At 56.4% G+C, this 21,403-nt stretch carries 21 protein-coding genes; 16 read left to right on the forward strand and 5 right to left on the reverse strand.

Annotation, left to right across the window (positions count from 1 at the left end):
- Positions 1 to 4 precede the first annotated feature (4 nt).
- The 3 genes from ACO05M_RS11540 to ACO05M_RS11550 form a co-directional block, all read right to left on the reverse strand.
- The gene (locus ACO05M_RS11540) at positions 5 to 1,099 is read right to left on the reverse strand and encodes a nucleotidyltransferase domain-containing protein (RefSeq protein ID WP_421862772.1); all 1,095 of its coding nucleotides are present in this window, start codon (positions 1,097 to 1,099) and stop codon (positions 5 to 7) included.
- On the reverse strand, positions 1,096 to 1,962 hold the full coding sequence (locus ACO05M_RS11545) for an HprK-related kinase A (RefSeq protein ID WP_421862774.1): 867 nt from the start codon (positions 1,960 to 1,962) through the stop codon (positions 1,096 to 1,098). The genes ACO05M_RS11540 and ACO05M_RS11545 overlap by 4 nt, the downstream gene beginning before the upstream one ends.
- Positions 1,963 to 2,272: 310 nt before the next feature.
- A complete protein-coding gene (locus ACO05M_RS11550; RefSeq protein ID WP_421862777.1) occupies positions 2,273 to 2,971 on the reverse strand; it encodes a hypothetical protein in 699 nt (232 codons plus the stop codon).
- A gap of 320 nt (positions 2,972 to 3,291) precedes the next feature.
- Here ACO05M_RS11550 and ACO05M_RS11555 point away from each other — a divergent pair, with 320 nt between their 5' ends.
- The 7 genes from ACO05M_RS11555 to murB are packed head-to-tail and all read left to right on the forward strand — an operon-like array spanning position 3,292 to position 7,888.
- A complete protein-coding gene (locus ACO05M_RS11555; RefSeq protein ID WP_421862780.1) occupies positions 3,292 to 3,918 on the forward strand; it encodes a MotA/TolQ/ExbB proton channel family protein in 627 nt (208 codons plus the stop codon).
- Positions 3,919 to 3,920: 2 nt separating this feature from the next.
- Complete coding sequence (locus tag ACO05M_RS11560; protein WP_421862782.1) at positions 3,921 to 4,352, forward strand: ExbD/TolR family protein; 432 nt, start codon at positions 3,921 to 3,923, stop codon at positions 4,350 to 4,352.
- A gap of 1 nt (position 4,353) precedes the next feature.
- A complete protein-coding gene (gene lpxK / locus ACO05M_RS11565) occupies positions 4,354 to 5,400 on the forward strand; it encodes a tetraacyldisaccharide 4'-kinase (protein WP_421862785.1) in 1,047 nt (348 codons plus the stop codon).
- Positions 5,393 to 5,578 (forward strand): Trm112 family protein, encoded by a 186-nt coding sequence (locus tag ACO05M_RS11570; protein WP_421862788.1) that lies wholly within the window; start codon positions 5,393 to 5,395, stop codon positions 5,576 to 5,578. Before lpxK ends, ACO05M_RS11570 begins: the two co-directional genes overlap by 8 nt.
- Entirely contained in the window at positions 5,578 to 6,336 is a 759-nt protein-coding gene (gene kdsB / locus ACO05M_RS11575; RefSeq protein WP_421862791.1) for a 3-deoxy-manno-octulosonate cytidylyltransferase, read from the forward strand. Before ACO05M_RS11570 ends, kdsB begins: the two co-directional genes overlap by 1 nt.
- A 53-nt stretch (positions 6,337 to 6,389) precedes the next feature.
- The gene (locus tag ACO05M_RS11580) at positions 6,390 to 6,878 is read left to right on the forward strand and encodes a low molecular weight protein-tyrosine-phosphatase (protein WP_421862794.1); all 489 of its coding nucleotides are present in this window, start codon (positions 6,390 to 6,392) and stop codon (positions 6,876 to 6,878) included.
- 2 nt (positions 6,879 to 6,880) lie between these two features.
- Positions 6,881 to 7,888, forward strand: coding sequence for a UDP-N-acetylmuramate dehydrogenase (murB, locus tag ACO05M_RS11585; RefSeq protein ID WP_421862797.1), 1,008 nt, complete (start codon positions 6,881 to 6,883; stop codon positions 7,886 to 7,888).
- 128 nt (positions 7,889 to 8,016) lie between these two features.
- On the opposite strand, the gene rne is transcribed toward murB, so the two are convergent.
- Positions 8,017 to 11,076: a ribonuclease E gene (gene rne, locus ACO05M_RS11590; protein ID WP_421862801.1), complete on the reverse strand. Its 3,060-nt coding sequence runs from the start codon at positions 11,074 to 11,076 to the stop codon at positions 8,017 to 8,019.
- A gap of 594 nt (positions 11,077 to 11,670) precedes the next feature.
- On the opposite strand from rne, the gene rluC reads away from it, so the two are divergent.
- The 5 genes from rluC to ACO05M_RS11615 all read left to right on the forward strand — a co-directional run bounded on the left by rluC (position 11,671) and on the right by ACO05M_RS11615 (position 15,588).
- A complete protein-coding gene (gene rluC, locus ACO05M_RS11595; protein WP_421862804.1) occupies positions 11,671 to 12,624 on the forward strand; it encodes a 23S rRNA pseudouridine(955/2504/2580) synthase RluC in 954 nt (317 codons plus the stop codon).
- Positions 12,625 to 12,743: 119 nt separating this feature from the next.
- Complete coding sequence (gene cysB, locus ACO05M_RS11600; RefSeq protein ID WP_114694362.1) at positions 12,744 to 13,718, forward strand: HTH-type transcriptional regulator CysB; 975 nt, start codon at positions 12,744 to 12,746, stop codon at positions 13,716 to 13,718.
- A 251-nt stretch (positions 13,719 to 13,969) separates the two neighbouring features.
- Positions 13,970 to 14,587, forward strand: coding sequence for a bifunctional phosphoserine phosphatase/homoserine phosphotransferase ThrH (gene thrH, locus ACO05M_RS11605; protein ID WP_421862806.1), 618 nt, complete (start codon positions 13,970 to 13,972; stop codon positions 14,585 to 14,587).
- A gap of 126 nt (positions 14,588 to 14,713) precedes the next feature.
- Complete coding sequence (locus ACO05M_RS11610) at positions 14,714 to 15,022, forward strand: hypothetical protein (protein ID WP_421862809.1); 309 nt, start codon at positions 14,714 to 14,716, stop codon at positions 15,020 to 15,022.
- Positions 14,962 to 15,588: a Tim44 domain-containing protein gene (locus tag ACO05M_RS11615; RefSeq protein ID WP_421862811.1), complete on the forward strand. Its 627-nt coding sequence runs from the start codon at positions 14,962 to 14,964 to the stop codon at positions 15,586 to 15,588. The genes ACO05M_RS11610 and ACO05M_RS11615 overlap by 61 nt, the downstream gene beginning before the upstream one ends.
- Positions 15,589 to 15,658: 70 nt before the next feature.
- On the opposite strand, the gene pabB is transcribed toward ACO05M_RS11615, so the two are convergent.
- Positions 15,659 to 17,077 (reverse strand): aminodeoxychorismate synthase component I, encoded by a 1,419-nt coding sequence (gene pabB / locus ACO05M_RS11620; RefSeq protein ID WP_421862814.1) that lies wholly within the window; start codon positions 17,075 to 17,077, stop codon positions 15,659 to 15,661.
- A gap of 192 nt (positions 17,078 to 17,269) precedes the next feature.
- On the opposite strand from pabB, the gene ACO05M_RS11625 reads away from it, so the two are divergent.
- The 4 genes from ACO05M_RS11625 (at position 17,270) to prpC (ending at position 21,303) form a co-directional block, all read left to right on the forward strand.
- Positions 17,270 to 18,139, forward strand: coding sequence for an alpha/beta fold hydrolase (locus tag ACO05M_RS11625; RefSeq protein ID WP_421862817.1), 870 nt, complete (start codon positions 17,270 to 17,272; stop codon positions 18,137 to 18,139).
- A 298-nt stretch (positions 18,140 to 18,437) separates the two neighbouring features.
- The gene (locus ACO05M_RS11630) at positions 18,438 to 19,139 is read left to right on the forward strand and encodes a GntR family transcriptional regulator (protein WP_421862819.1); all 702 of its coding nucleotides are present in this window, start codon (positions 18,438 to 18,440) and stop codon (positions 19,137 to 19,139) included.
- A 22-nt stretch (positions 19,140 to 19,161) separates the two neighbouring features.
- On the forward strand, positions 19,162 to 20,052 hold the full coding sequence (gene prpB / locus ACO05M_RS11635; protein ID WP_421862822.1) for a methylisocitrate lyase: 891 nt from the start codon (positions 19,162 to 19,164) through the stop codon (positions 20,050 to 20,052).
- Between the two features lie 123 nt (positions 20,053 to 20,175).
- Positions 20,176 to 21,303 (forward strand): bifunctional 2-methylcitrate synthase/citrate synthase, encoded by a 1,128-nt coding sequence (gene prpC, locus ACO05M_RS11640; RefSeq protein ID WP_421862825.1) that lies wholly within the window; start codon positions 20,176 to 20,178, stop codon positions 21,301 to 21,303.
- Positions 21,304 to 21,403: the final 100 nt, after the last annotated feature.

Below are 21,403 nucleotides of genomic sequence, written 5' to 3' on the forward strand. Positions count from 1 at the left end.
GTCCTCAGGCCCCATCGACTGTTTCCAGGTTTTTCTCCCGATTCCGAATAGGATTGAGGACCCCTTTTCGAAACAGGTGCGGGATAAGAGTTTTTATCGGCATCCGTAACCAGTGCGAGCGGATCAGCAGGAGTGTGCAGGCTGTGCTGCTAAAGCGAGGCTGGCAGGAGCTGTGATGGGGTACCAGTACACGGAAAAAAAGCCAATCCATCCAGCTTAGTGCCCATCTGTTCGGGCTGTACTGCTGTAGTTGGGCCGTAGTGGATTTCGGCACCGGGGACTCGAAAAATTGCTGACAATAGCGAACTGCGTAGAACAGCAGTCTTCCAAGCCCCATCTGCTCGGTACGATCGCTCAGCTTGTTCCAAAATTGCTCCCCCTGCTGACCGAATTCGCGAATCATCAGGTCCAGGTCAGACAGGTCTCTAAACGCGCTTTCAAATTCCCCGGAGCAAAATAGATGGGTGGCGGAGTGGATCAGTCGGTCCTCGGGATTTAGAGTTTGTTGGTCATTTTTCAGCGAGTCTTGTAGCAGGCGGCTGTCGAGTCGTATTCGTCCGATCAGCGGTAGCAGGTTATGGTGAACATCAATAGCGGTGCCGCGTTCTTGGTGAATAAGTGCTGGAATTTCATGCATCCACTCCCGATAGTAGTGCTCGTCGTATTCGTCGAGCTCTTCCGGTTTCCAGCCCTGCCATTGTAAAAACTTTTCGGCGCTGTCTAGTTGTTGTTTGGGGATGTAGATGTCTACATCACTGAAAAAGCGGCCTGCCGAGGCCTTGTCCTCAGCCACAATATAGGCTGCGCCTTTGAGATAAACGGGTCTGATGTTGGCTGGCGCCAGGGCGTGATTGATTGCCTTGATCTCAATAAGAACGTCCTCGGCGTGGGCGTTGGCCCGCATCTTGGCTGAGTCCAGGTGGGCTTGAACTCGCTCCGGAGCTTTAATGCCATTTTGGTCAAGAAGTATGGCTAATCGTGCCAGTAGGTCGACGCTATAGCCCTGCTGAACGACTAGGTCCCAGTCTTTCAGTGAAAGCTGATCAGCCTTGTCGGGGGCAATTAGGACTTGGGCGATTATCGGGCGATGCGGGCTCAAAACAGTTCCTCGATGGCTTGGCAAGCCAGTTCCAGGTCGCCGTTATAGTGGAGCTCAAAACACCGGCTGTTTCGGACGAATCTGTTCAAACCAGTAAAGGCAGTCTGGCCGAGAATGCTGTAATTAAATGTTTGCTCCGCTAGGCGCATCATTGCCACGGCTCTGTCTATGGGCATCAGTGAGCACCCATCAGCCTCTCGATCGTAGCGTGGAAACAGTAGAACCGATGGCTCTGCATTATCCATTCTGCGTTTGAGGCTCTCTGATTCCGGGAGCAGGTAAGAAATACTTCCCTTGTGAGTGTCGTGGATCTGCTCAGTGAATGACAGCCGCGGGTGAAAGCGTCCAACTACGTCGATTGAGCCGTCTTTTAATGCAATAGGTCTGGGGTTGGGGGTTATCTGGTTGGTGTTGGCATCGTACAGGGTTAACTCATCAGAAAGCAGGCGCCATTGCTTGCGAAAGCTGAGCGCAGCGCAAAGGGTGCTCTTCCCAGAGCCAGGGTTGCCCGGCATGACCAGTGCGCATCCGTTACGCTCCAAAACTGCACCATGGATGACAATGAAGGTGTTGATATGGTTGGTGACGCACCAGTTTAGCCCCCATTCCAATAATGGGAATGCGTGGTCGTACTCCAAGGGGTTAAAAAAGGTGCGTTCAGCAAAGGTGAACTTCGCTTGTTTTTGAAACAGTGTGTCTAGGCCCCGGTAGCGTGACACTCGAACGTGGAAATCGGCAAAGTCCCAGGGGCTGTCCGGCTCCGGGTTGTATAGCTGTTCAATCCAGCTGGAAAGTTTCGGAATATTGGTATGCAGCGAAATACGATATCGGCCGGCAAGGAATTGAAACTCGTTGGATCCCAATTTGGCCTCTCGGTAGATTAGTTGCTGGCGGGTTCTAGTAAACCGAAACTTACCAGCTTTTGTAGGCTTTGATCCAGATAATCCTGCTCACAATCAATACCATACTGCAGGCGAAGTTGGTTGAGTAGTGCCATGGAATCGGGGCAGCTTTGTTGTTCCAGCAGTCGTAATACACTCAGTTCGGTGTGTTGCAGTAATAGTGTGTGTTTGGTCGTGGACACAAAGACGCATGCTTGATCATGGTGCTGTTCAAGCAGGTAGAGGGAGGAAGGGAGGGGAGCCCATAGCCTGGACTCCCAGTTGAAATGCATCAGCTGTATGTTTCGCGCAGTAAATCGACCAATTCAGCATCGCTCATTGGTAGGCTGGGTACCCAATTGCCGTTGCTAGATCTGGCCTGATAGTGGTTCCAAAGATCGATGATTTCGTCAACCGCAAAGAAGGTGATGCCAAATTTTTCTGCATAGCAGGCATTGACAATCGCATTGCTCAGTTCGCGGCAGACTTCGTCTCCGTTTTTCAGTGACTCAAAAATAATCGGGTCATCATCGGGTCTCTCTGTATACCTTTTGACACGACGTTTCTCTGCTCTGGAAGAGCAGAACTTGTTCGCCATCGGTTTGTATTTGCTCTCGTGGTTGGTATACCACTTAGTCGTGTGGCGATTGGGCGGACGGCAACCGCTGCTGCCGGTGAAGCAATACTTGAAGGAAAGGCATGGGTTGATTCGCTCTTTGATATCATCCCAATCTGGATCATCCCAGTCTTTATGCTTCCAGTTTTTGCACTTGTGGGGCTTGCAGTGATCGGGCTTGTAAGCAGTATGGGACAGATGAGCGCCTGCTTTGATCGAGGCGAAGCCTGAAAGCGTACAGACCGTACCAAAGGCTGGACGATGCCCGAGTGCCATAATAACAGGTGCGGCCGCGATGCCCTTGACGAGCTTCCGCTTGGATGACTGTTCGAGGTCTACTGCCTGATCAGATTTGTCCGTTGATCTTTTGTCCATCGTAACGATCCAGAGAGTAAGTGCTAATTGCTACCATGCAAATAGCGGGCCTGAAATTTATTTTCTCTAACTAATTGTTTTTTCAATGAATAAATCTCTGCGTTTTTCTCGGTGTAAAAAAAGCAGACATCAATATCGGTAATTACCAGAGTGGAAATGTTCCTTTTATCCCGTTTAGTTGGGTTGCATGGATAGATTCTAGCATTGCTTGATGGGCTTGTGTCGCTGTTACTTCAGTCGTAGTTGACTTGTGGCGCCTTGGCACTCGGTTTAACTGTGTTACATTAGCTGCCGATTAGGATCACCATAAGGAGTTGAGAGTGTTAGAGCTGGTGAAATCCGGTGGTTGGTTGATGCTGCCGATCCTGCTGTGCTCGATTGGCGCTTTGGCCATCGTTGCCGAACGTTTCTGGAGTCTGCGGCCGGTCCGGGTGGCGCCCAAGCATCTGGTTGCCGATGTCTGGAAACTGGTGCAGAAAAATCAGCTGAATAAAGAACGCCTGGCTCAGATCCGTGCCGGTTCTGCGTTGGGGCAGATACTGGTTAGTGGTTTGAACAACTCCAAGCATGGCCGCGAGGTGATGAAGGAGAGCATCGAAGAGACGGCCGCCAAGGTAGTGCATGAACTCGAGCGCTTCCTGAACCCGTTGGGTACGATTGCCGCGGTGACGCCGCTGCTGGGGCTGCTGGGTACCGTGGTGGGGATGATCAAGGTTTTCAGCGAGATCATGATTCAGGGAACCGGCAACGCCAACGTGCTGGCCGGAGGTATCTCCGAGGCACTGATTACCACGGCGGCCGGATTGACGGTTGCCATACCGGCGCTGGTGATGCATCGCTATTTTGTCCGCCGAGTCGATTTTTTGGTCGTCGAGATGGAGCAGGAGGCGGTTAAGCTGGTCGAGGTGATCCATGGTGATCGTGAAGTCGATTTTGAGCGGGTCTAGGGATGAAGTTTAAGCGCCAGCTTAGCGAAGAGGTCAACGTTAATCTGACACCGCTGATTGACGTGGTTTTTCTGCTGCTGATCTTTTTTATGGTGTCGACCACCTTTACCAAAGAGACCCATCTGCAAATTGACCTGCCCCAGGCCAGTGCGGAACCAGTCGATGCGGAGCTGCTGGTTATTGATATCGCCATCACCGCCGAGGGGCGGTTCAGTGTCAACGAGCAGCCGTTGGTCAATTCGCAATTGGAAACCCTGAAACGGGCGATTACCCAAGCGGCTCGCAACAAGGAAAAACTGCCGGTTATGATCAGTGCTGATGCCCAGGCGCCGCATCAGGCCGTGGTCACGGCGATGGATGCGGCCGGGCAGTTGGGCTTTGTCGAGTTGAGCATCACAACACGCAACCCTTCGCGTGAGTCAGAGAGCCGCTGACTTGTCCTCTTGGTTGGAACGGCGCTGGTATGGATCGGCAGGAGTACTGAAGCTCCTGCGCCCACTGGAGATGCTGTTCTCCGCTCTGGCCCGACGTCGCCGTCAGGCTTATCTGCAACAGCTTAAACCGAGTTATCGTGCACCGGTTCCCGTGGTGGTGGTGGGTAACATCAGCATCGGCGGAACCGGTAAAACACCCTTTACCCTCTGGTTGCTGGAGCAGCTGAAGCAGCAAGGGTTGTGTCCGGGTGTTGTCAGCCGTGGCTACGGTGGCAAGGCGCCCGGTTATCCGTTCGAAGTCACCCCTGAAAGCCAGCCAACTGAGGCCGGTGATGAGCCGTTGATGCTGGCCTGTCGGTTCGGTTGTCCGCTGGTGGTGGATCCGGATCGGGGGCGTGCGGTGCGTTATCTGCTTGAGCGCCATGACTGCGATCTGATTATCAGTGATGACGGCTTGCAGCATTACGCGCTGCAGCGGGATCTTGAGATCGTTCTAGTCGATGGGGAGCGCGGCTTCGGCAATGGTCATTGTTTGCCGGTTGGGCCGCTACGCGAACCGGTTCAGCGGCTACAGCAGGTGGATTTTATCGTCGTCAATGGTGATCCGTCGGGTCCTCAGGTTGATGGATTGTCGCGCTGTGGGACCGGCGCTGCCGTCATGAGGCTTGAGCCGGGGCAGTGGTATCGGATTGATGGTCAGGTTGCTGAGCTGGCGCCGCAGCCCGTCCATGCGATCGCCGGTATCGGTAACCCAAAGCGCTTCTACGACACCCTGGTGCAATTGGGCTTCGAGGTTCATCCCCACAGTTTTGCCGATCATCATGGTTATACCGAGAATGAATTGCGTTTTGAGCCGGATCTGCCGTTGGTTATGACGGAAAAGGATGCGGTTAAATGTCGCGCATTTAATCCTGACAACCGGTATTATCTGCCGGTATCAGCAGAGCTGCCGGATCCATTTCGGGAGGCCTTGCTGACAAAGATCAATCAGCTGGTGGCCGGCTCATTCGAGGGGCGGTCGCAAGATGCTAGGAACAAAAATGGATAAAAAACTGCTCGATATTCTGATCTGTCCGGTAGCCAAGGCGCCGGTTGAATGGAACAAAGAGACTAATGAACTGTTCTGTTACGTCAGTGGGCTGGCTTACCCGATTCGTGACGGTATTCCGGTGATGCTGGAAAACGAGGCGCGTGAACTGTCACCAGAAGAGCGTGAGCAGCGCTGATGGCTTTTTCGGTCATTATTCCGGCCCGCTTTGCTTCGACCCGGCTGCCCGGCAAGCCTTTGCTGGATATCGCCGGCAAACCGATGATTCAGCACGTCTATGAGCGCGCCTGCGAAAGCGAGGCGCGGTCGGTTATTATCGCTACCGATGACCAGCGTATTGCTGATGTGGCGGATGCGTTTGGTGCCGATGTCTGCATGACCTCGGCCGAGCACCCTTCGGGCACAGACCGGCTGCAGGAAGTGGTCAAGCAAAAGGCGTTTTATGCAGATGACATCGTCGTCAATGTGCAGGGTGATGAGCCATTGATCCCTCCCCGGGTGATCAATCAGGTGGCCCATAATCTGGCTGCCGAACCCGAAGCCAGCATCGCCACGCTGTGCGAGCCGATTGATGATCTTCAAACCCTGACTAATCCGAACGCGGTTAAAGTGGTCAGCGACCGGCGTGGTTTTGCGCTTTACTTCAGCCGTGCTCCGATTCCCTGGCCGCGGGATGCTTTTGCCTCCGAGCCCGCGAAAATGCCGTCCGGTAATTACCAGCGTCATATCGGTATCTATGCCTACCGGGTCAAGCTGTTGAATGATTTTGTCCAGTGGCCGGCTTGTGAACTGGAGCAGACCGAGTGCCTGGAACAGTTGCGGGCGATGTGGAACGGGGCGCGGATTCATGTGGCACCGGCGGACGTCGCCCTGCCGGCCGGGGTCGATACCGAGTCGGATCTGGCCCGGGTGCGGCAGATTCTGTCCGGCGGTTAAGCGAATACGCCAACTGCCCGTAAGCACCTAAATCAGTTTTATACGGATCAATCATGCAGCCTCGTTACTCAGTTCTGTTTGTCTGTCTTGGCAATATCTGCCGCTCACCAACCGCCCATGGTGTGTTTCAGCACCTGGTGATGCAACAGGGATTGGCCGGGATTGTTGAGGTGGACTCGGCCGGAACGGCTGCCTTTCATATCGGTGCCAAACCTGACCACCGTTCGATGAAGGTCGCTTCAGAGCGGGGTTATAACCTAAGTCGCTTACGGGCCCGTAAAGTGGAGAGCGAGGACTTCCACCGCTATGACTACATACTGGCGATGGATAACGACAATCTCCGGAATCTCCGCACGATCATGCCTGACAACCCCAAGGCCAAGCTTCAGCTGTTTTTGGAGCACTCAGAGCAGCAGCGCTTCAGTGAAGTTCCGGATCCTTATTATGGCGGCGCGCGGGGGTTCGACCTGGTTCTGGACCTGATCGAAGATGCTTCCCAGGGCTTGTTGGACGAGATCCGGCAGCGTTTGCAGCAGGCTTGAGTGTGCTGCAGTCTGTCATTACCACCGATAAGGATCTGTCGGCGCTGACGACGTTGCGTCTTCCGGCGCGCGCTTCGTGTTTTGCTCAGGCGGATACCCGTGAACAGCTGCTTGGGCTGCTCAGTACGTTGGACGCTGATGCGCAGCTACTGTTGTTGGGTGGTGGCAGCAACCTGATCCTCAGTGGCGATTTCGACGGTCTCTGTTTGCGCATTGCGAGCCGGGGCATTCAGATTCAGCCGCAAGGGGCTGGAGCTGTCCTGGTGCGGGCCCAGGCTGGTGAGAATTGGCATGAGTTCGTCGATCACTGCCTCAGCAATGGCTGTTATGGCCTGGAAAACCTGGCATTGATTCCCGGGACTGTCGGCGCTGCTCCGATTCAAAATATTGGCGCCTACGGTGTCGAGGTCAAAGATACGATCCGTAGCGTCGAGGTCTGGGACCGGCAGCAGAAAAGGCTCTGTGAGTTGGATGTTGATGACTGTGGATTCAGCTATCGCGACAGCCTTTTCAAGAGTGTTGAGCCGGGCCGTTACGTCATTCTGTCGGTCTGTTTTGAGCTGCAGACCCGCTTTCAGCCCCATCTGGGCTATGCCGGGCTGGCGGAGCGGTTGGGCCCGAATCCTGCGGCGCGAGACGTTTTTGATGCGGTGGTGGCCTTGAGGCAACAGAAGCTGCCTGACCCGGAACAGCTGGCCAATGCCGGCAGTTTCTTTAAGAACCCGGTCATCAGTCAGCAGCAGTTACAGCAATTGAAGCAGCGTTATCCGGCCATCGTGTCTTTTCCTGATCCGGGTGGGGCGAAGCTGGCGGCGGCCTGGCTAATTGATCAGGCGGGCTGGAAGGGTTGTCGGCGCGCCCATGTCGGGGTGCATAGTCAGCAAGCGCTGGTGTTGGTTCACTTTGGCGGCGGCAATGCGATCGAACTGCTGCAGCTTGCCGATGATATCCAGCGGGATGTGCTCGAGCGTTACGGCGTGGTATTGGAAATTGAACCGCGGATTGTCTAGCCGCTGCCAATGAAGGGGTGTTTCATCTGAGCGCTTGAATGGGTGTCGGGAAACAAAAAAGGCCGAGATTGGTTTCAATCTCGGCCTTTTGGTTTCTGCGTCACGCGCGAAAGAGGAGGCGACCAGGCTTAGGCCTGGTCTTTGACGGAGGGCTCTGCCTCTTTGTCCTCTTCGGTAGCGCTTTGGGCTTCAGTGCTTTCTGCTGCGCTACTATCGATGGTCGGTTCCTTAGCCTCGGAAGTCTCGGCTTCGGCAACCTCGACGGCGCGCTCGATCAGACTTTTGTCGCTCTGCGGCTCTGAGGCGGCTTCGAGCTCTGGCTGTTGGCTGGTCTCACTGGCCGGCTCGTTCGAGCTGCTCGGGGCGTCGGCTTCGCCGATCTGCTCGGTCGCGGCTCCAGTCGTGGCCGGTTGCTCGGTTGTCGCGACCTCTGCCTCGGCGGCGGCGCGTGCTTCGGCTTCTGCCTTTTGACGCCGACGCTTTTCGCGCGGGTCATTGGCTACGCGGCCTCGACGACGAGCTTTTGGCTTTTCTTCGGCTTCAGCTGCCGGCTGAGGTTCGGGGGCTGCCTCTGTAGAGGTTTCTACCGCCTCGATGGCGGGCTTGCCCTCTGCCTCAGGTGCATCGGATTCTGCCTCGGTGGTGGCGGATTCCGCTGCCGCCGACTCAGCTTCCACGGCTGTAGCTTCGGCTGAATCGTTCTCGGCACTGGCGGCTTCAGCTTTAACCTCGGGCTGGGCTTCGGTCTTGGCTGTGGTCTCCGATTCAGCTTCAGCTTCGGTGCTGGCTGCTGTCTCGGCATCCGCTGTTGAGGCTTCCGCTTCTGCCTTGGTCTTGCTACGGCTGCGGCGTGACCGACGTGGGCGTTCGCGCTTGGTTTCCTCTTTGGTGCTTTCTTCCGCTGCTGTCTGCTCAGCGGCTTGCTGGTCCTGCTCAGGTTCTGCTTCATCAACCACCAGCTTGGCGGCTTCGGCAGCAGCGGCAGCTTCGGCATCCGCTTTGGCCTGCTGCTCAGCCTCCAGTTTCTCCAGCAGATCCTCGCGCTTGTTGCGTTCACCGCTACGGCGACCGGCGCGCTCGCTGCGACGCTTGGAGTTGCGGTCACGGCGACGCGGAGCATCCTCGTTCACCGGTTGCTCGTTGCCGCTTTGCTGTTCGGCAGTGGTGCCGGTATCGGCCTGCGGCTTTTGCTCGCTGCGTTTCTCGTCGTTGCGTTTGCGACCACGACGTTGCTCACTGCCGCCATCCTCAGACTTGCGGTTGCGACGTCGGCGCGACGGCTTGGATTCTTCACCGTCGTCCTTTTCGCTCTTGTTACCGCTGTCCGGCTGTTCGCCCTTGCGGTTTTGCTCTTCACTACGATCCTTGTTGCGGCTGCGGCGACGACGGTTGTCGTTGCGGCGGCGGCGATTTTTGCCGTCCCGAGCGTCGTCGCTCTTCTCGCTCTGACGCGCTTTGGGCTTCTCTTCGGTCTTGGCTTCCTCCGAAGAGGCGCCGAATAGGGCGGAGATGGCCGAGAACAGGCGCTTGCTCAGGCCGCCAGTGGCTTCTTCCGCCGGCTTGTCGGCTACCGCATTGGGGGCGGCAACCGGTGCCGGTTTGGCTGGCGTAATGCCTTTAACGGCCGCTTCAGGACGGCGGATCGGTGCGGCGCTGGTCAGGGTCTCTGCTTCCTGTGCCTCTTCGATTGCCATGTCATAGCTGACATCGGAGGTGGTGTTGTCGTCGCGGATCCGGGTGACTTCGTACTGCGGAGTGTCCATGCTGGGGTTCGGAATCACGAAGATGTCGACCGCATGGCGTTTTTCGATCGCGCGAAGGTTGTTGCGCTTTTCGTTCAGCAGGTAGGTGGCAACATTGACCGGCACGTTGGCCTGGATCTGGGCGGTGCGGTCTTTGGATGCTTCCTCTTCCATCAGGCGCATGATCGACAGCGCCAGTGAGCCGATATCGCGAATTGTGCCCTGGCCGTTGCAACGCGGACAGACGATGCCGCTGGTCTCGCCCAGAGAGGGACGCAGCCGCTGGCGACTCATTTCGAGCAGGCCGAAGCGGGAGATGCGGCCAACTTGGACGCGGGCGCGGTCGACCTTGAGGGCGTCCTTCATCCGGTTCTCGACTTCGCGCTGGTTGCGCACTGGGGTCATGTCGATAAAGTCGATTACGATCAGGCCGCCGATATCGCGCAGGCGCAGCTGGCGGGCGATCTCATCGGCCGCTTCCAGGTTGGTCTGCAGTGCGGTTTCTTCGATATCGCCGCCTTTGGTGGCGCGGGCGGAGTTGATATCGATGGAGACCAGGGCTTCGGTCGGATCAATCACGATCGAGCCGCCGGAGGGCAGGCGGACTTCGCGCTGGAAGGCGCTCTCGATCTGGGTTTCGATCTGGAAGCGGTTGAACATCGGCGTCTCTTCGCTGTAGAGCTTGATTTTGCTCTCGTAGCTGGGCATGACGTGCTTGATGAATTCCAGGGCTTCCTGATGCACTGATGGGTTGTCAATCAGGACTTCGCCGATATCCGAACGCAGGTAATCACGGATAGCGCGAATGATAACGTTGCTCTCCTGGTAGATCAGGAAGGGCGCTTTCTTCTGGGTAGAGGCCTCGGTGATCGAGCTCCATAGCTGGTTCAGGTAGTCCAGGTCCCATTGCAGCTCTTCGGCCGAGCGGCCGATACCGGCGGTGCGAACAATAACGCCCATGGAGTCCGGTACATTGACCTGATTCAGGGCTTCGCGCAGTTGGTTGCGCTCTTCGCCTTCGATGCGGCGGGAGATGCCTCCGGCACGGGGGTTGTTGGGCATCAGGACCAGATAACGACCGGCCAGCGAGATAAAGGTGGTCAGGGCTGCGCCCTTGTTGCCGCGCTCTTCCTTGTCGACCTGGACAATCACTTCCTGGCCTTCGGTGATCACATCTTTGATGCTGACCCGGCCTTTGGTGTTGCTGTCCTTAAAGTATTCGCGGGAGATCTCTTTGAGCGGCAGGAAGCCGTGGCGGTCAGCGCCGAAGTCAACAAAAGCGGCTTCTAGGCTGGGTTCGACCCGGGTGATGCGGCCGACGTAGATGTTGGCCTTTTTCTGCTCCCGGGCGCCGGATTCGATATCCAGGTCGTACAGGCGTTGGCCATCGACCAGCGCTACACGCAACTCTTCAGGCTGAGTTGCGTTGATTAGCATTCTTTTCATGGGTGCTTATTCAACTCTTTAGTGAGTAAACGCACCGCCTTGAATCAACAGGTTTTTTCTGTATTCGAATCGATATGTTTATGTGTGCAGTCAGTTTCACAGGCGCACAGAAACACTGTGTTGGTGTTCAATAACACCATGCCTGGCGCGGTTGCGCGCTCGTTTCTGTCTGTGGTTAACCTCTCGGTGCAGGAAACAGTAACCAATCTCGGATGGGTCTTAGGCACGGCTTTGAAAAGCGGCTGACCGTTTTTGGTATGCGCAGATCATGATGGATGGCGCATAGATCCATGGGTTACTGACATCTCCACCTAACACAAGGCATAAATCAATCCAAATCGCGAAGCGTTGAGTTCAGGGCGCGCGACTTGTTTTCAGTAGCAGTCTGACGATTCGCGTGCTGCTACCCCTGGTGTCTGTCAATAAATGGCCGATTTCCGGCCCTTGCGGATGCTTGGATTTTCATCTGCCGATCGGGCAGGAATCAGTTACAATGCGCTCCGCAACGCGCTTGGCGGCATATGCCTTCTCCGAGCGACGCGACAATATAGCAGCTATTCCTTTCCCCAGCAATTGAAGGCCCTTCCTAAGACTATGACTACAGAGGCGAAACAGCCCTCGACCGGTGTTCAGTGGGTAGATATTGACGAACACCAGGCCGGACAGCGGATCGATAACTTTTTGATGACCCGTCTGAAAGGCGCGCCCAAGACACTGATCTATCGCATCCTGCGTAAGGGGGAAGTGCGCGTTAATAAAGGTCGGGTGAAGGCGCCTTATCGATTACAGACTGGTGACAAAGTCAGAATTCCTCCGTTGCGGTTGCCCGAGGAGAAGGCGCCGCCGAAGGTCAGTGAGGGGCTGTCGAGCCGGCTTGAAGACGCCATCTTGTTTGAGAACGATCAGATGCTGGTGGTCAATAAACCATCGGGGCTGGCGGTTCATGGTGGCAGCGGCATCAACCTGGGATTGATCGAGGCGTTGCGGGTGATGCGACCTCAAGCCAAGTTTCTTGAGCTGGTGCATCGGTTGGATCGGGATACATCCGGTGCGGTAATGGTGGCCAAAAAGCGCAGTGCGCTAAAAGCACTGCACGAAGACCTGCGCCAGAATCGGATCGACAAAATCTATCATGCACTGGTGGTCGGGCGCTGGTCCAAGCGTCGGGTCAAGGTCGAGGCGCCGTTGAAAAAAAATGAGTTGAAGTCTGGCGAGCGGATTGTGCGGGTCGATGCCGACGGCAAAGCGTCATTGACTCAGTTCAGAGTGCTGCAACAGTTTGAACACTGTTCGCTGGTGGAGGCCAAGCCGATCACCGGTCGTACCCATCAGATCCGGGTGCATACCCAGTACGCCGGTCATCCGATCATCGGTGATCCCAAATACGGTGACGAGCAGGCTAACCGAGAGATGCGTGATCAGGGGGTCAAACGACTCTTTCTTCATGCTGCGGAGTTGCGGGTGCGATTGCCGGGCAGTGGTGAGCGGATGATTATCAAAGCACCGCTTGAGCGGCCGCTGCAGCAGGCCCTGAACCGACTCCGTTAGCGGCTGTTTGCATGGCCTCATATTCCTTTTTGTTCTTAGGGGTTGTCTCTTGAACTGTTTGGATTATTCTTAGAGCACTGGTTTTTAATTCCATCAGTTTCTAAGCAGGGGCTGTCAGCATGAAATTGCAGCAGTTGCGTTATATCTGTGAAGTGGCCAAGCATGATTTGAACGTGTCGGCCACGGCGCAGAGTCTCTATACCTCTCAGCCCGGAATCAGCAAGCAGATCCGTCTGCTTGAAGATGAACTGGGCGTCGAAGTCTTTGCCCGCAGCGGCAAGCATCTGACCCGTGTGACCGAAGCGGGCCAGTCGATTCTGGATATCGCCGGCGACATTCTGCGTAAGGCTGAGACGATCAAGCAGATCGCTCAGGAGTACAGTGATGAGCGCAAGGGAAGTCTGGCGGTGGCGACCACCCATACCCAGGCGCGTTATGCGCTGCCGGAGGTGATCGCCGGTTTTATCGACAAGTACCCGGAAGTATCGCTGCATATGCATCAGGGCACGCCGATGCAGATCGCCGAGATGGCCGCCGATGGCACCGTCGACTTTGCAATCGCCACCGAGGCGATGTCCCATTTCAGCAACCTGGTGATGATGCCTTGTTTCCGCTGGAACCGTTCGGTGGTGGTTCCCAAGGATCACCCGTTGGCACAGGTGTCCAAGTTAACTCTGGAAGAGCTGGCCAAGCATCCCATCGTCACCTACGTGTTTGGTTTTACCGGTCGCTCCAAGCTCGATGACGCCTTCAATCGGCAGGGGCTGGACCCGAAAGTGGTGTTTACTGCGGTCGACTCTGACGTGATCAAGACCTATGTGCGCCTGAATTTGGGCGTGGGTATTATCGCAACCATGGCGTTTGAGCCGGAGCTTGATCGAGATCTGGTGGCGATCGATGCCAGTCATCTGTTTGAGGCCAGTTCCACCAAGATCGGCTTCCGTCGCGGCACCTTCCTGCGCGGCTACATGTACGACTTCATCCAGGGCTTTGCGCCGCATCTGACCCGGGAGCTGATCGACCAGGCGGCCGAGTGCAGTAATCGGGCGGAGCGGGATAAGTTGTTCGAAGGCATCGAACTGCCCGATCATTAATTGCTCCCAGGGACAGGGAACCCCGATTGGTTCCCTGTCCTGTTTCTTCCTGGATCATTCCAGCATCCGGTATTTTTCCTGCCGCGAAAACGTCACCGCTTGTTGAGTTTACGTCCGGTGGTTTGCAATTGGGTGGCCTATCCGTGCATCGGAGGTGGCATTGCCTGTGGCATCAAAGCAGGTTAGAGTCCGGCCCGGTTGGTCGTCGTCATGACGGCTCAAGTCATCATCCATACAGCGAGGAGAGCGACGTGGAAATCGCATGTTTAGACCTGGAAGGGGTATTGGTCCCGGAGATCTGGATCGAGTTCGCCAACGAGACCGGTATTGAAGAGCTCAAGGCGACCACCCGCGATATTCCCGACTACGACGAGCTGATGCAGCAGCGTCTGCGAATCCTCGATCAGCATGGCCTGACCTTGCCGCAGATTCAGGCCACGATCGCCAAACTGAAGCCGCTGGATGGTGCTGTGGAGTTTGTTGACTGGCTGCGCGAACGTTTTCAGGTGGTGATTCTGTCCGATACCTTCTACGAATTCTCCCAGCCGCTGATGCGTCAGCTGGGCTTCCCGACGCTGTTCTGCCACCGTCTGATCGCAGACGAAAGCGGTCGTATCGTTGATTACAGGCTGCGTCAGGCGAACCCCAAGCGTCAGTCGGTGCTGGCCTTCCAGGGACTGTACTATCGGGTGATTGCCGCCGGTGATTCCTACAACGACACCACCATGCTGGCCCAGGCCGATGCCGGTATCCTGTTCCACGCACCGCAGAATGTGATCGATGAGTTTCCGCAGTTTCCGGCGGTGCACAACTACGAAGACTTGAAAAAAGCTTTCATTGCCGCCAGTAACCGTGATCTGACGCTTTAATCGCTACTGCCATTGCAAAGCTATTGCCGTTCGCGGCAGTGGCTTCACTTTGAGTCATTGAAACAGCATCGAACTCTGAGCGACTTTTGTTATCCAATAGATTCATCCCTAACCATGAGGAAAGACATGTTTAAGACACTAACCGCTTTCTGTTGCGTCCTGATGCTTGGCCTAACGCTGGCACCGGATGCCGCTGAAGCCAAACGCCTGGGCGGCGGTGGCAGCTTCGGCAAGTCCTTCTTTACTCCTAAGAAAACCACGCCGAAATCAGATCCGGCTCCGACAGCTGCACCGAAGCAGGCCGGCACCACGACCACGGCTGCTAAGCCTAAGCCGGCGATGGGCGGCATGCTCGGCGGCTACTGGCTGGTGGTTTGCTGGCCGCGTTGTTTTTCGGCGGCGCCTTTGACGGCATTCAGATCATGGATGTGCTGATCATCGCTGTGATCGCCTTCGTACTCTTCAAGTTGTTTGCTCGTAAATCGGCTCAGCCGAGCTATGCAGGTCATCCGCGGGTGGATACGGAACCGGCACCCCATGCAGAACCGCAGGCTCGTACCAATACCCAGGGGTTCCAATCCGGCTTTAACTGGGGTGGCCAGGGGGCGGAAACTGAAACCGTCGAGCTGCCGAGTTGGTTCAACGAGCGCGCTTTCCTGGATGGCGCTAAAGGGCACTTTGGTCAATTGCAGCTAGCCTGGAGCCAGAACGACCTGCCGACCATCGAAAGTTACTGCTCGACTGAGTTGTACCAGGCGCTGGAAACTGAGCGGGCCAAGCTTGGTGATGCGGTGCTCGATAATGACCTGGTGTCGGTGTTGGCCGAACTGATCGGTTACCGTGAGAAGGACCAGCAGGCTCAGATCAGCGTGCTGTTTAGTGGCTGGATGCGCGAAGGCGCCGGTGCACAAACCACCGAGTTCCGTGAGGTTTGGCATCTGACCCGAGACCTGTCCGAAGAGGGCGCCGACTGGTTTATCGTCGGTATCGAGCAGGCCTAAACTGCTCAAGTAAGAAACAAAAAACGCCGCATTGCGGCGTTTTTTTTTGGGGTCGATCCAAGGGCTGGGTCTAGTCGGTCGGTAGATAGCGCTCTTGTAGCCCCTTGAGCAGGTTGTTGACCTTATCGAAGGTCTCCTGATATTCAGCCTCGCAATCGGAATCGGCGACGATGCCGCCGCCGGCCCAGCAATGCAGCTTTCCGCTTTCGGTGTGAGTTGGGTCCCGGTCGGCCACCAGGGTCCGGATGCAGATGCTGCTGTCCGCCTGGCCGTTTAGACCGATATAACCGATGGAGCCGCAGTAGGCTGAGCGGCGATGGGGCTCGAGCTCTTCGATAATCTCCATTGCGCGAATTTTGGGGGCGCCGGTGATTGATCCGCCGGGAAAACTGCCGCGTAGCAATTCGATCACATCGATGGGTTGTTCCAGCTCGGCCGTAATCGCCGTGACCAGATGATGAACGTTGGCGTAGCTTTCGATCTTGAATAGCTCGGGTACCCGGACCGAGCCGGTCTTGCAGCTCCGGCCCAGGTCGTTGCGCAGCAGGTCGACAATCATCAGGTTCTCGGCCCGGTCTTTTGGGCTGGCGGCCAGTTGTTGTTTGTACTGACGATCGATCAGCGGATCGTGATGCCTGGGACGGGTGCCCTTGATGGGTCGAGTCTCTACCTGGCCATTATTGACCTGCAGAAAACGCTCTGGTGACAGGCTCAGAATCGCACCTTCTGGAAATTCCAGATAGGCGGAAAACGGGGTGCCGGTGGTTTGGCGCAAGGTTTTATAGGCTTGCCAGCAATCCCCCTGGTAGTGGCTACTGAAGCGTTGAGCCAGGTTGACCTGGTAGCAATCACCACTATGGATGTAGTGCTGTATCTGTTCGAAGCGCTGTCGGTAGTCTTCGGCACTCAGGTTGGAGTCAAAGGCCCGGCTTAGCTTGAAAGAGGCTTTATTACCGCTGGGGTGTTTCTGCAGTAGCTCTGACAGTGGAGTCAGTTGTTCCAGCGAGAGCTGGTGGCTGACCAGCTGACATGTCTGATGCTGGTGGTCGACCACAATGGCCCAGGGGTAAAGTCCGATCTGCAGATCGGGTAGCTCGATATCGTTGCAGGCCTGTGTTGGGATCGACTCCACGTAGCGGCCCAGGTCGTAACCGAAGAATCCCAATGCGCCGCCGCAGAATGGAATCTCATCCGTGGGCTTGCCGTCAAAACCCTGTTTGAGCAAAAGCTGCTTCAGGGCATCAAACGGATCCTGAGTCACCGGCTGTGGCTTGAGTTCACCCGTCAGGCCAACCTGCATCAAATGGGTCTTGCCGTCAGCGGCCAGTAACAGATGGCTGGGTTGGGCGCAGAGAATATCGAAACGACCAAAGCTGCCGCCGTAACCGCTGCTGTCGAGCAGTGCGGGATAGGGCAGGTGGCGAAGCCGTTCAAACAGCTGGGTGCTGTCTGTGAAATAGGGCAGGGCCAGTTGGGCGATTGAAGACAATACAGCGCTTCCGCAAGTTAAGGTGAGCCGATCTCCGGGGCTGGTCGATGACCAGGCAAAGCGCGGTGATAAAAGACGCTTGATGGATCCGGAGTAAAGAGCGGCGATTGTACGCCCCGTGGGCGCCAAGCTCCAGTGGGATCTGCCGCCGGCTTGCTCTACAATCGCGTTCGATTGTCTGTGAGTATTGCCATGAAACCCCATTTTACCTGCACCCCCGACTTCCTCGAGCTTCCTGATCAGCACCTTGGCTACCGGCTATACCGCAATCGCTATAAAGAGCAGGGGCGGCGACTGCTGTTGCTGCACGGTGCGGGGGTGGCCGGTGAGGACACCTGGGAACCGGTCGTGGCGCACCTCCACAGTTGGTCGGAAGTGCTGGTGCCGGATCTGCGGGGAATGGGGCAGACCCGTGAGCCCCGCGATGCCGAACTGCCTTTCACCATCGAGCAGGTCTGCGACGATCTGATTCAGTTGCTGGATCAGTTGGCGTGGTGGGCGTTTGACCTGGGCGGCTATTCGTTTGGGGGGCTGGTCAGCCTGGTGTTGAAGCAGCGGTTGCCGCACCGGGTTCACAAGCAGTATCTGGTCGAATCGGCGCTGATTGACCGTAGCGACCCGCAAGACGCCTTGCAACGCCGTCGACTCTACAGCGACGTGGCTGCGCAGTTGCGGACCAGTGAAGATCCGGCGGCCAGTATCATGGCGTTTCTGAATCTGGTCTCGCCCCGGCGAATCGCCAGCCCCCGGGGAGATGCGATTAGCCTGGAACGGCTGGGTCGTCGCCCTGAGGGGTTTGCCAATGCGCTGGATGCGGTGACCGAATTTGGTCAGCGAGCAGACAGGGAGGAGTTGCTGGCGAGCCAGGGTGATATCAGCAGTCTGGTGGGTGGTCGGACGGCCGAGCCGATGCATCTTTATAACCAGCAGCTTCAGCATCAGCTGGAACGCTGGCATTACCATTCCGTCAGAGGCTGTGACCATAGCCTGCCGTATCAGAAGCCGCGCCAACTAGCCGCGCTCTTCGAACAGGAGCTGGAGCGCTACCAGTCCGACCATTAATCATGGTTTCTAGACTGTGGGCTGATGGCGTTGTTGGCTCGCAGTCTGCTGCTGCTTCTCTTTATTAGCCTGTGTCTTTCCCGAACCGGCTGCCTTTCCCTTTGGTCGTTGCTGTCATGACTGCGCCCAGTGTTGGCGCTGATTGATGTTGCGCGCTTTATAGTCTTTCCGCACCTGCGGGATTACCCCTAGACTTTTGTCTTGTGTCGACAGTTTTGTCGACAATCTCGGTTGACGTTGCCATTATCGGGGCGTATCTTCTTTCCAAGTTAAGAATTGTCGACAATTTATAATTACAATGAATCAGATATCTACTCTGCGACAAGCAACCCCTGAGACCCGCACCCTGGCTGACCGGGTATGCGGCGAAATCGTTACCGCGATCATCAAGGGCGACATCCCGCCAGGGCACAAGATCAGCGAGCCGGAGCTGGCTCGCACCTACGGCATCAGTCGTGGACCGCTACGTGAGGCGATTCGCCGGTTGGAAGGGCTGCGCCTGGTCGTTCGGATCCCGCATGTGGGTGCCCGTGTGGTTGAGCTGTCATCTCGGGAACTGATCGAGATCTATCACGTTCGTGAAGCGATGGAAGGGATGGCCTGTCGGTTGGCAGCGGAACATATGACCGACCAGGAGATCGACAGCCTGCGCGCCCTGCTTGACGAACACGAACAGAGCCTGGAGCAGACGGAAGGACGCTCCTACTTCCAAAAAGAGGGCGACCTGGATTTTCATTACCGAATAGTTCAGGGAAGTAAAAACAATAAGTTAATCGAACTACTTGGTGGGGAGCTTTATCACTTGGTGCGGATGTATCGCTACCAGTTCAGCCTCTCCAGTTCGCGCCCGGTAAGGGCGCTGGCCGAGCACCGTCACATTGTCGACGCGATTTCGCATCGAGATGGTGAGCTGGCTGAAATGCTGATGCGACGTCATATCAGCGCTGCTCGGAAAAATGTCGAGCAGAAACTCAAAGCAAAGTTAGAAAGCGACCACTAATTCCTTAGACCGAGGGTAACTCATGGCACAACAACTGACCGCAGGCGGACGTTTCCGCAAAGCACTGGCTGAGAACAATCCGCTGCAAATCGTGGGTACCACCAACGCCTACCACGCGTTGATGGCTGAGCGGGTAGGTCACCAGGCAATCTACCTGTCCGGTGGTGGCGTAGCTAACCACTCCTACGGCCTGCCTGATCTGGGTATGACCACCATGAACGATGTGCTGGAAGATGTTCGTCGTATCTCCAGTGCCGTTGAAACTCCGCTGCTGGTCGACATCGACACCGGTTGGGGTGGGGCATTCAACATCTCCCGTACCGTGAAGGAGATGATCAAAGCCGGTGCCGGTGCGATCCATATGGAAGACCAGGTTGCCCAGAAGCGTTGCGGCCACCGTCCGAACAAAGAGATTGTTTCCCTGGAAGAGATGGTTGATCGGGTTAAGGCGGCTGCCGATGGCCGTACCGATGACGACTTCTTCATTATCGCCCGTACCGATGCATTCCAGATGGAAGGCCTGAATGCGGCGGTTGAGCGCGCCCAAGCCTGTATCGAAGCCGGTGCCGACGGCATCTTCGCCGAAGCAGTTCACACCCTGGATGATTACAAGGCATTCAGCTCCGCCATCGATGCGCCGCTGCTGGCCAACATTACCGAATTCGGCGCTACACCGCTGTTCAACAAGGCTGAGCTGGCTGAAGCCGGTTGCGAGATGGTGCTGTACCCGCTGAGTGCGTTCCGTGCCGCCAACAAGGCTGCGCTGGCCGTGTACGAGAACATCCTGTCCAAGGGTGACCAGAAGGACGTGGTTGATCTGATGCAGACCCGGATGGAGCTGTACGATTTCCTCAACTACCACGACTTCGAGCAGAAGCTGGATGCTCTGTTCGCCGAGGGCAAGAACAAATAAGCCGATGACGCCGGAAGTTGGCGTCGAAGGTAAAACGAATAACTACAACAACATTCAGTCGGCTCCGCCTGGGCGGAGCCACATTCTGATTCGTTAAGCGCTAAAAAGAGATAGGAGTTTCACATGGTTGATAAAAAACTGGGTGGCGCAGGTCTGCGTGGCCAGTCTGCAGGTTCCACCGCCCTCTGTACTGTTGGTAAAAGTGGTGCTGGCCTGACCTACCGTGGATACGACATGGTTGAGCTGGCCGAGAAAGCCAGCTTTGAAGAAGTAGCTTATCTGCTGTTGAAGGGCAAACTGCCGAACCAGGCAGAACTGGATGCCTACATCGCCAAACTCAAGACCCTGCGTGGCCTGCCGCAAGAACTGAAAACCGTTCTGGAGCAGATCCCGGCGTCGGCTCACCCGATGGACGTCATGCGTACCGGTTGTTCCATGCTGGGCAACCTGGAAACCGAGCAGGACTTCTCAGAGCAGCAGGATCAGGTTGATCGCATGCTGGCGGCGTTCCCGTCCATCATCAACTACTGGTACCGCTTCAGCCACGACGGTGTTCGGATCGAAACTGAAACCGATGACGATTCCATCGGCGGTCACTTCCTGCACCTGCTCAAGGGTGAGAAGCCCAACGAGCTGCACGCCAAGGTCATGAACGTGTCGCTGATCCTGTACGCCGAGCACGAGTTCAACGCTTCGACCTTCACTGCCCGTGTCTGTGCCTCGACCCTGTCCGACATCCACAGCTGTATCACCGGTGCGATCGGTTCCCTGCGTGGCCCGCTGCACGGTGGTGCTAACGAAGCCGCGATGGAGATGATCGAGAACTGGACCAGCGCCGACGAAGCCGAGCGCGAAATGATGGGCATGCTGGAGCGCAAGGAAAAGATCATGGGCTTCGGCCACGCGATCTACCGCGAGTCTGATCCGCGTAACGCCGTCATCAAGGGCTGGTCCGAGAAGCTGGCTGCCGACGTTGGCGACGAAGTGCTGTATCCGGTCTCCGTTCGTTGCGAAGAGGTGATGTGGCGCGAGAAGAAGCTGTTCTGTAACGCTGACTTCTTCCATGCTTCGGCCTACCACTTCATGGGTATCCCGACCAAGCTGTTCACCCCGATCTTCGTTTGCTCCCGCCTGACCGGCTGGGCTGCACACGTCTTTGAGCAGCGTGCCGACAACCGCATCATCCGTCCGAGCGCCGACTACACCGGTCCGGAAAACCGTGCGGTTGAGCCGATCGAAGCGCGCGACTAATCCTCGCGTTAGGCGTTACCGGGTGGAGCAGGGCGTTACCGAGATGGGTCTCTGCTCCACCGCTCTGAACATACAAGCTGAACACACAAGATGGGTTTCG

It is taken from the genome of Motiliproteus sp., from assembly GCF_965230735.1.
Lineage (GTDB): Bacteria > Pseudomonadota > Gammaproteobacteria > Pseudomonadales > Balneatricaceae > Motiliproteus.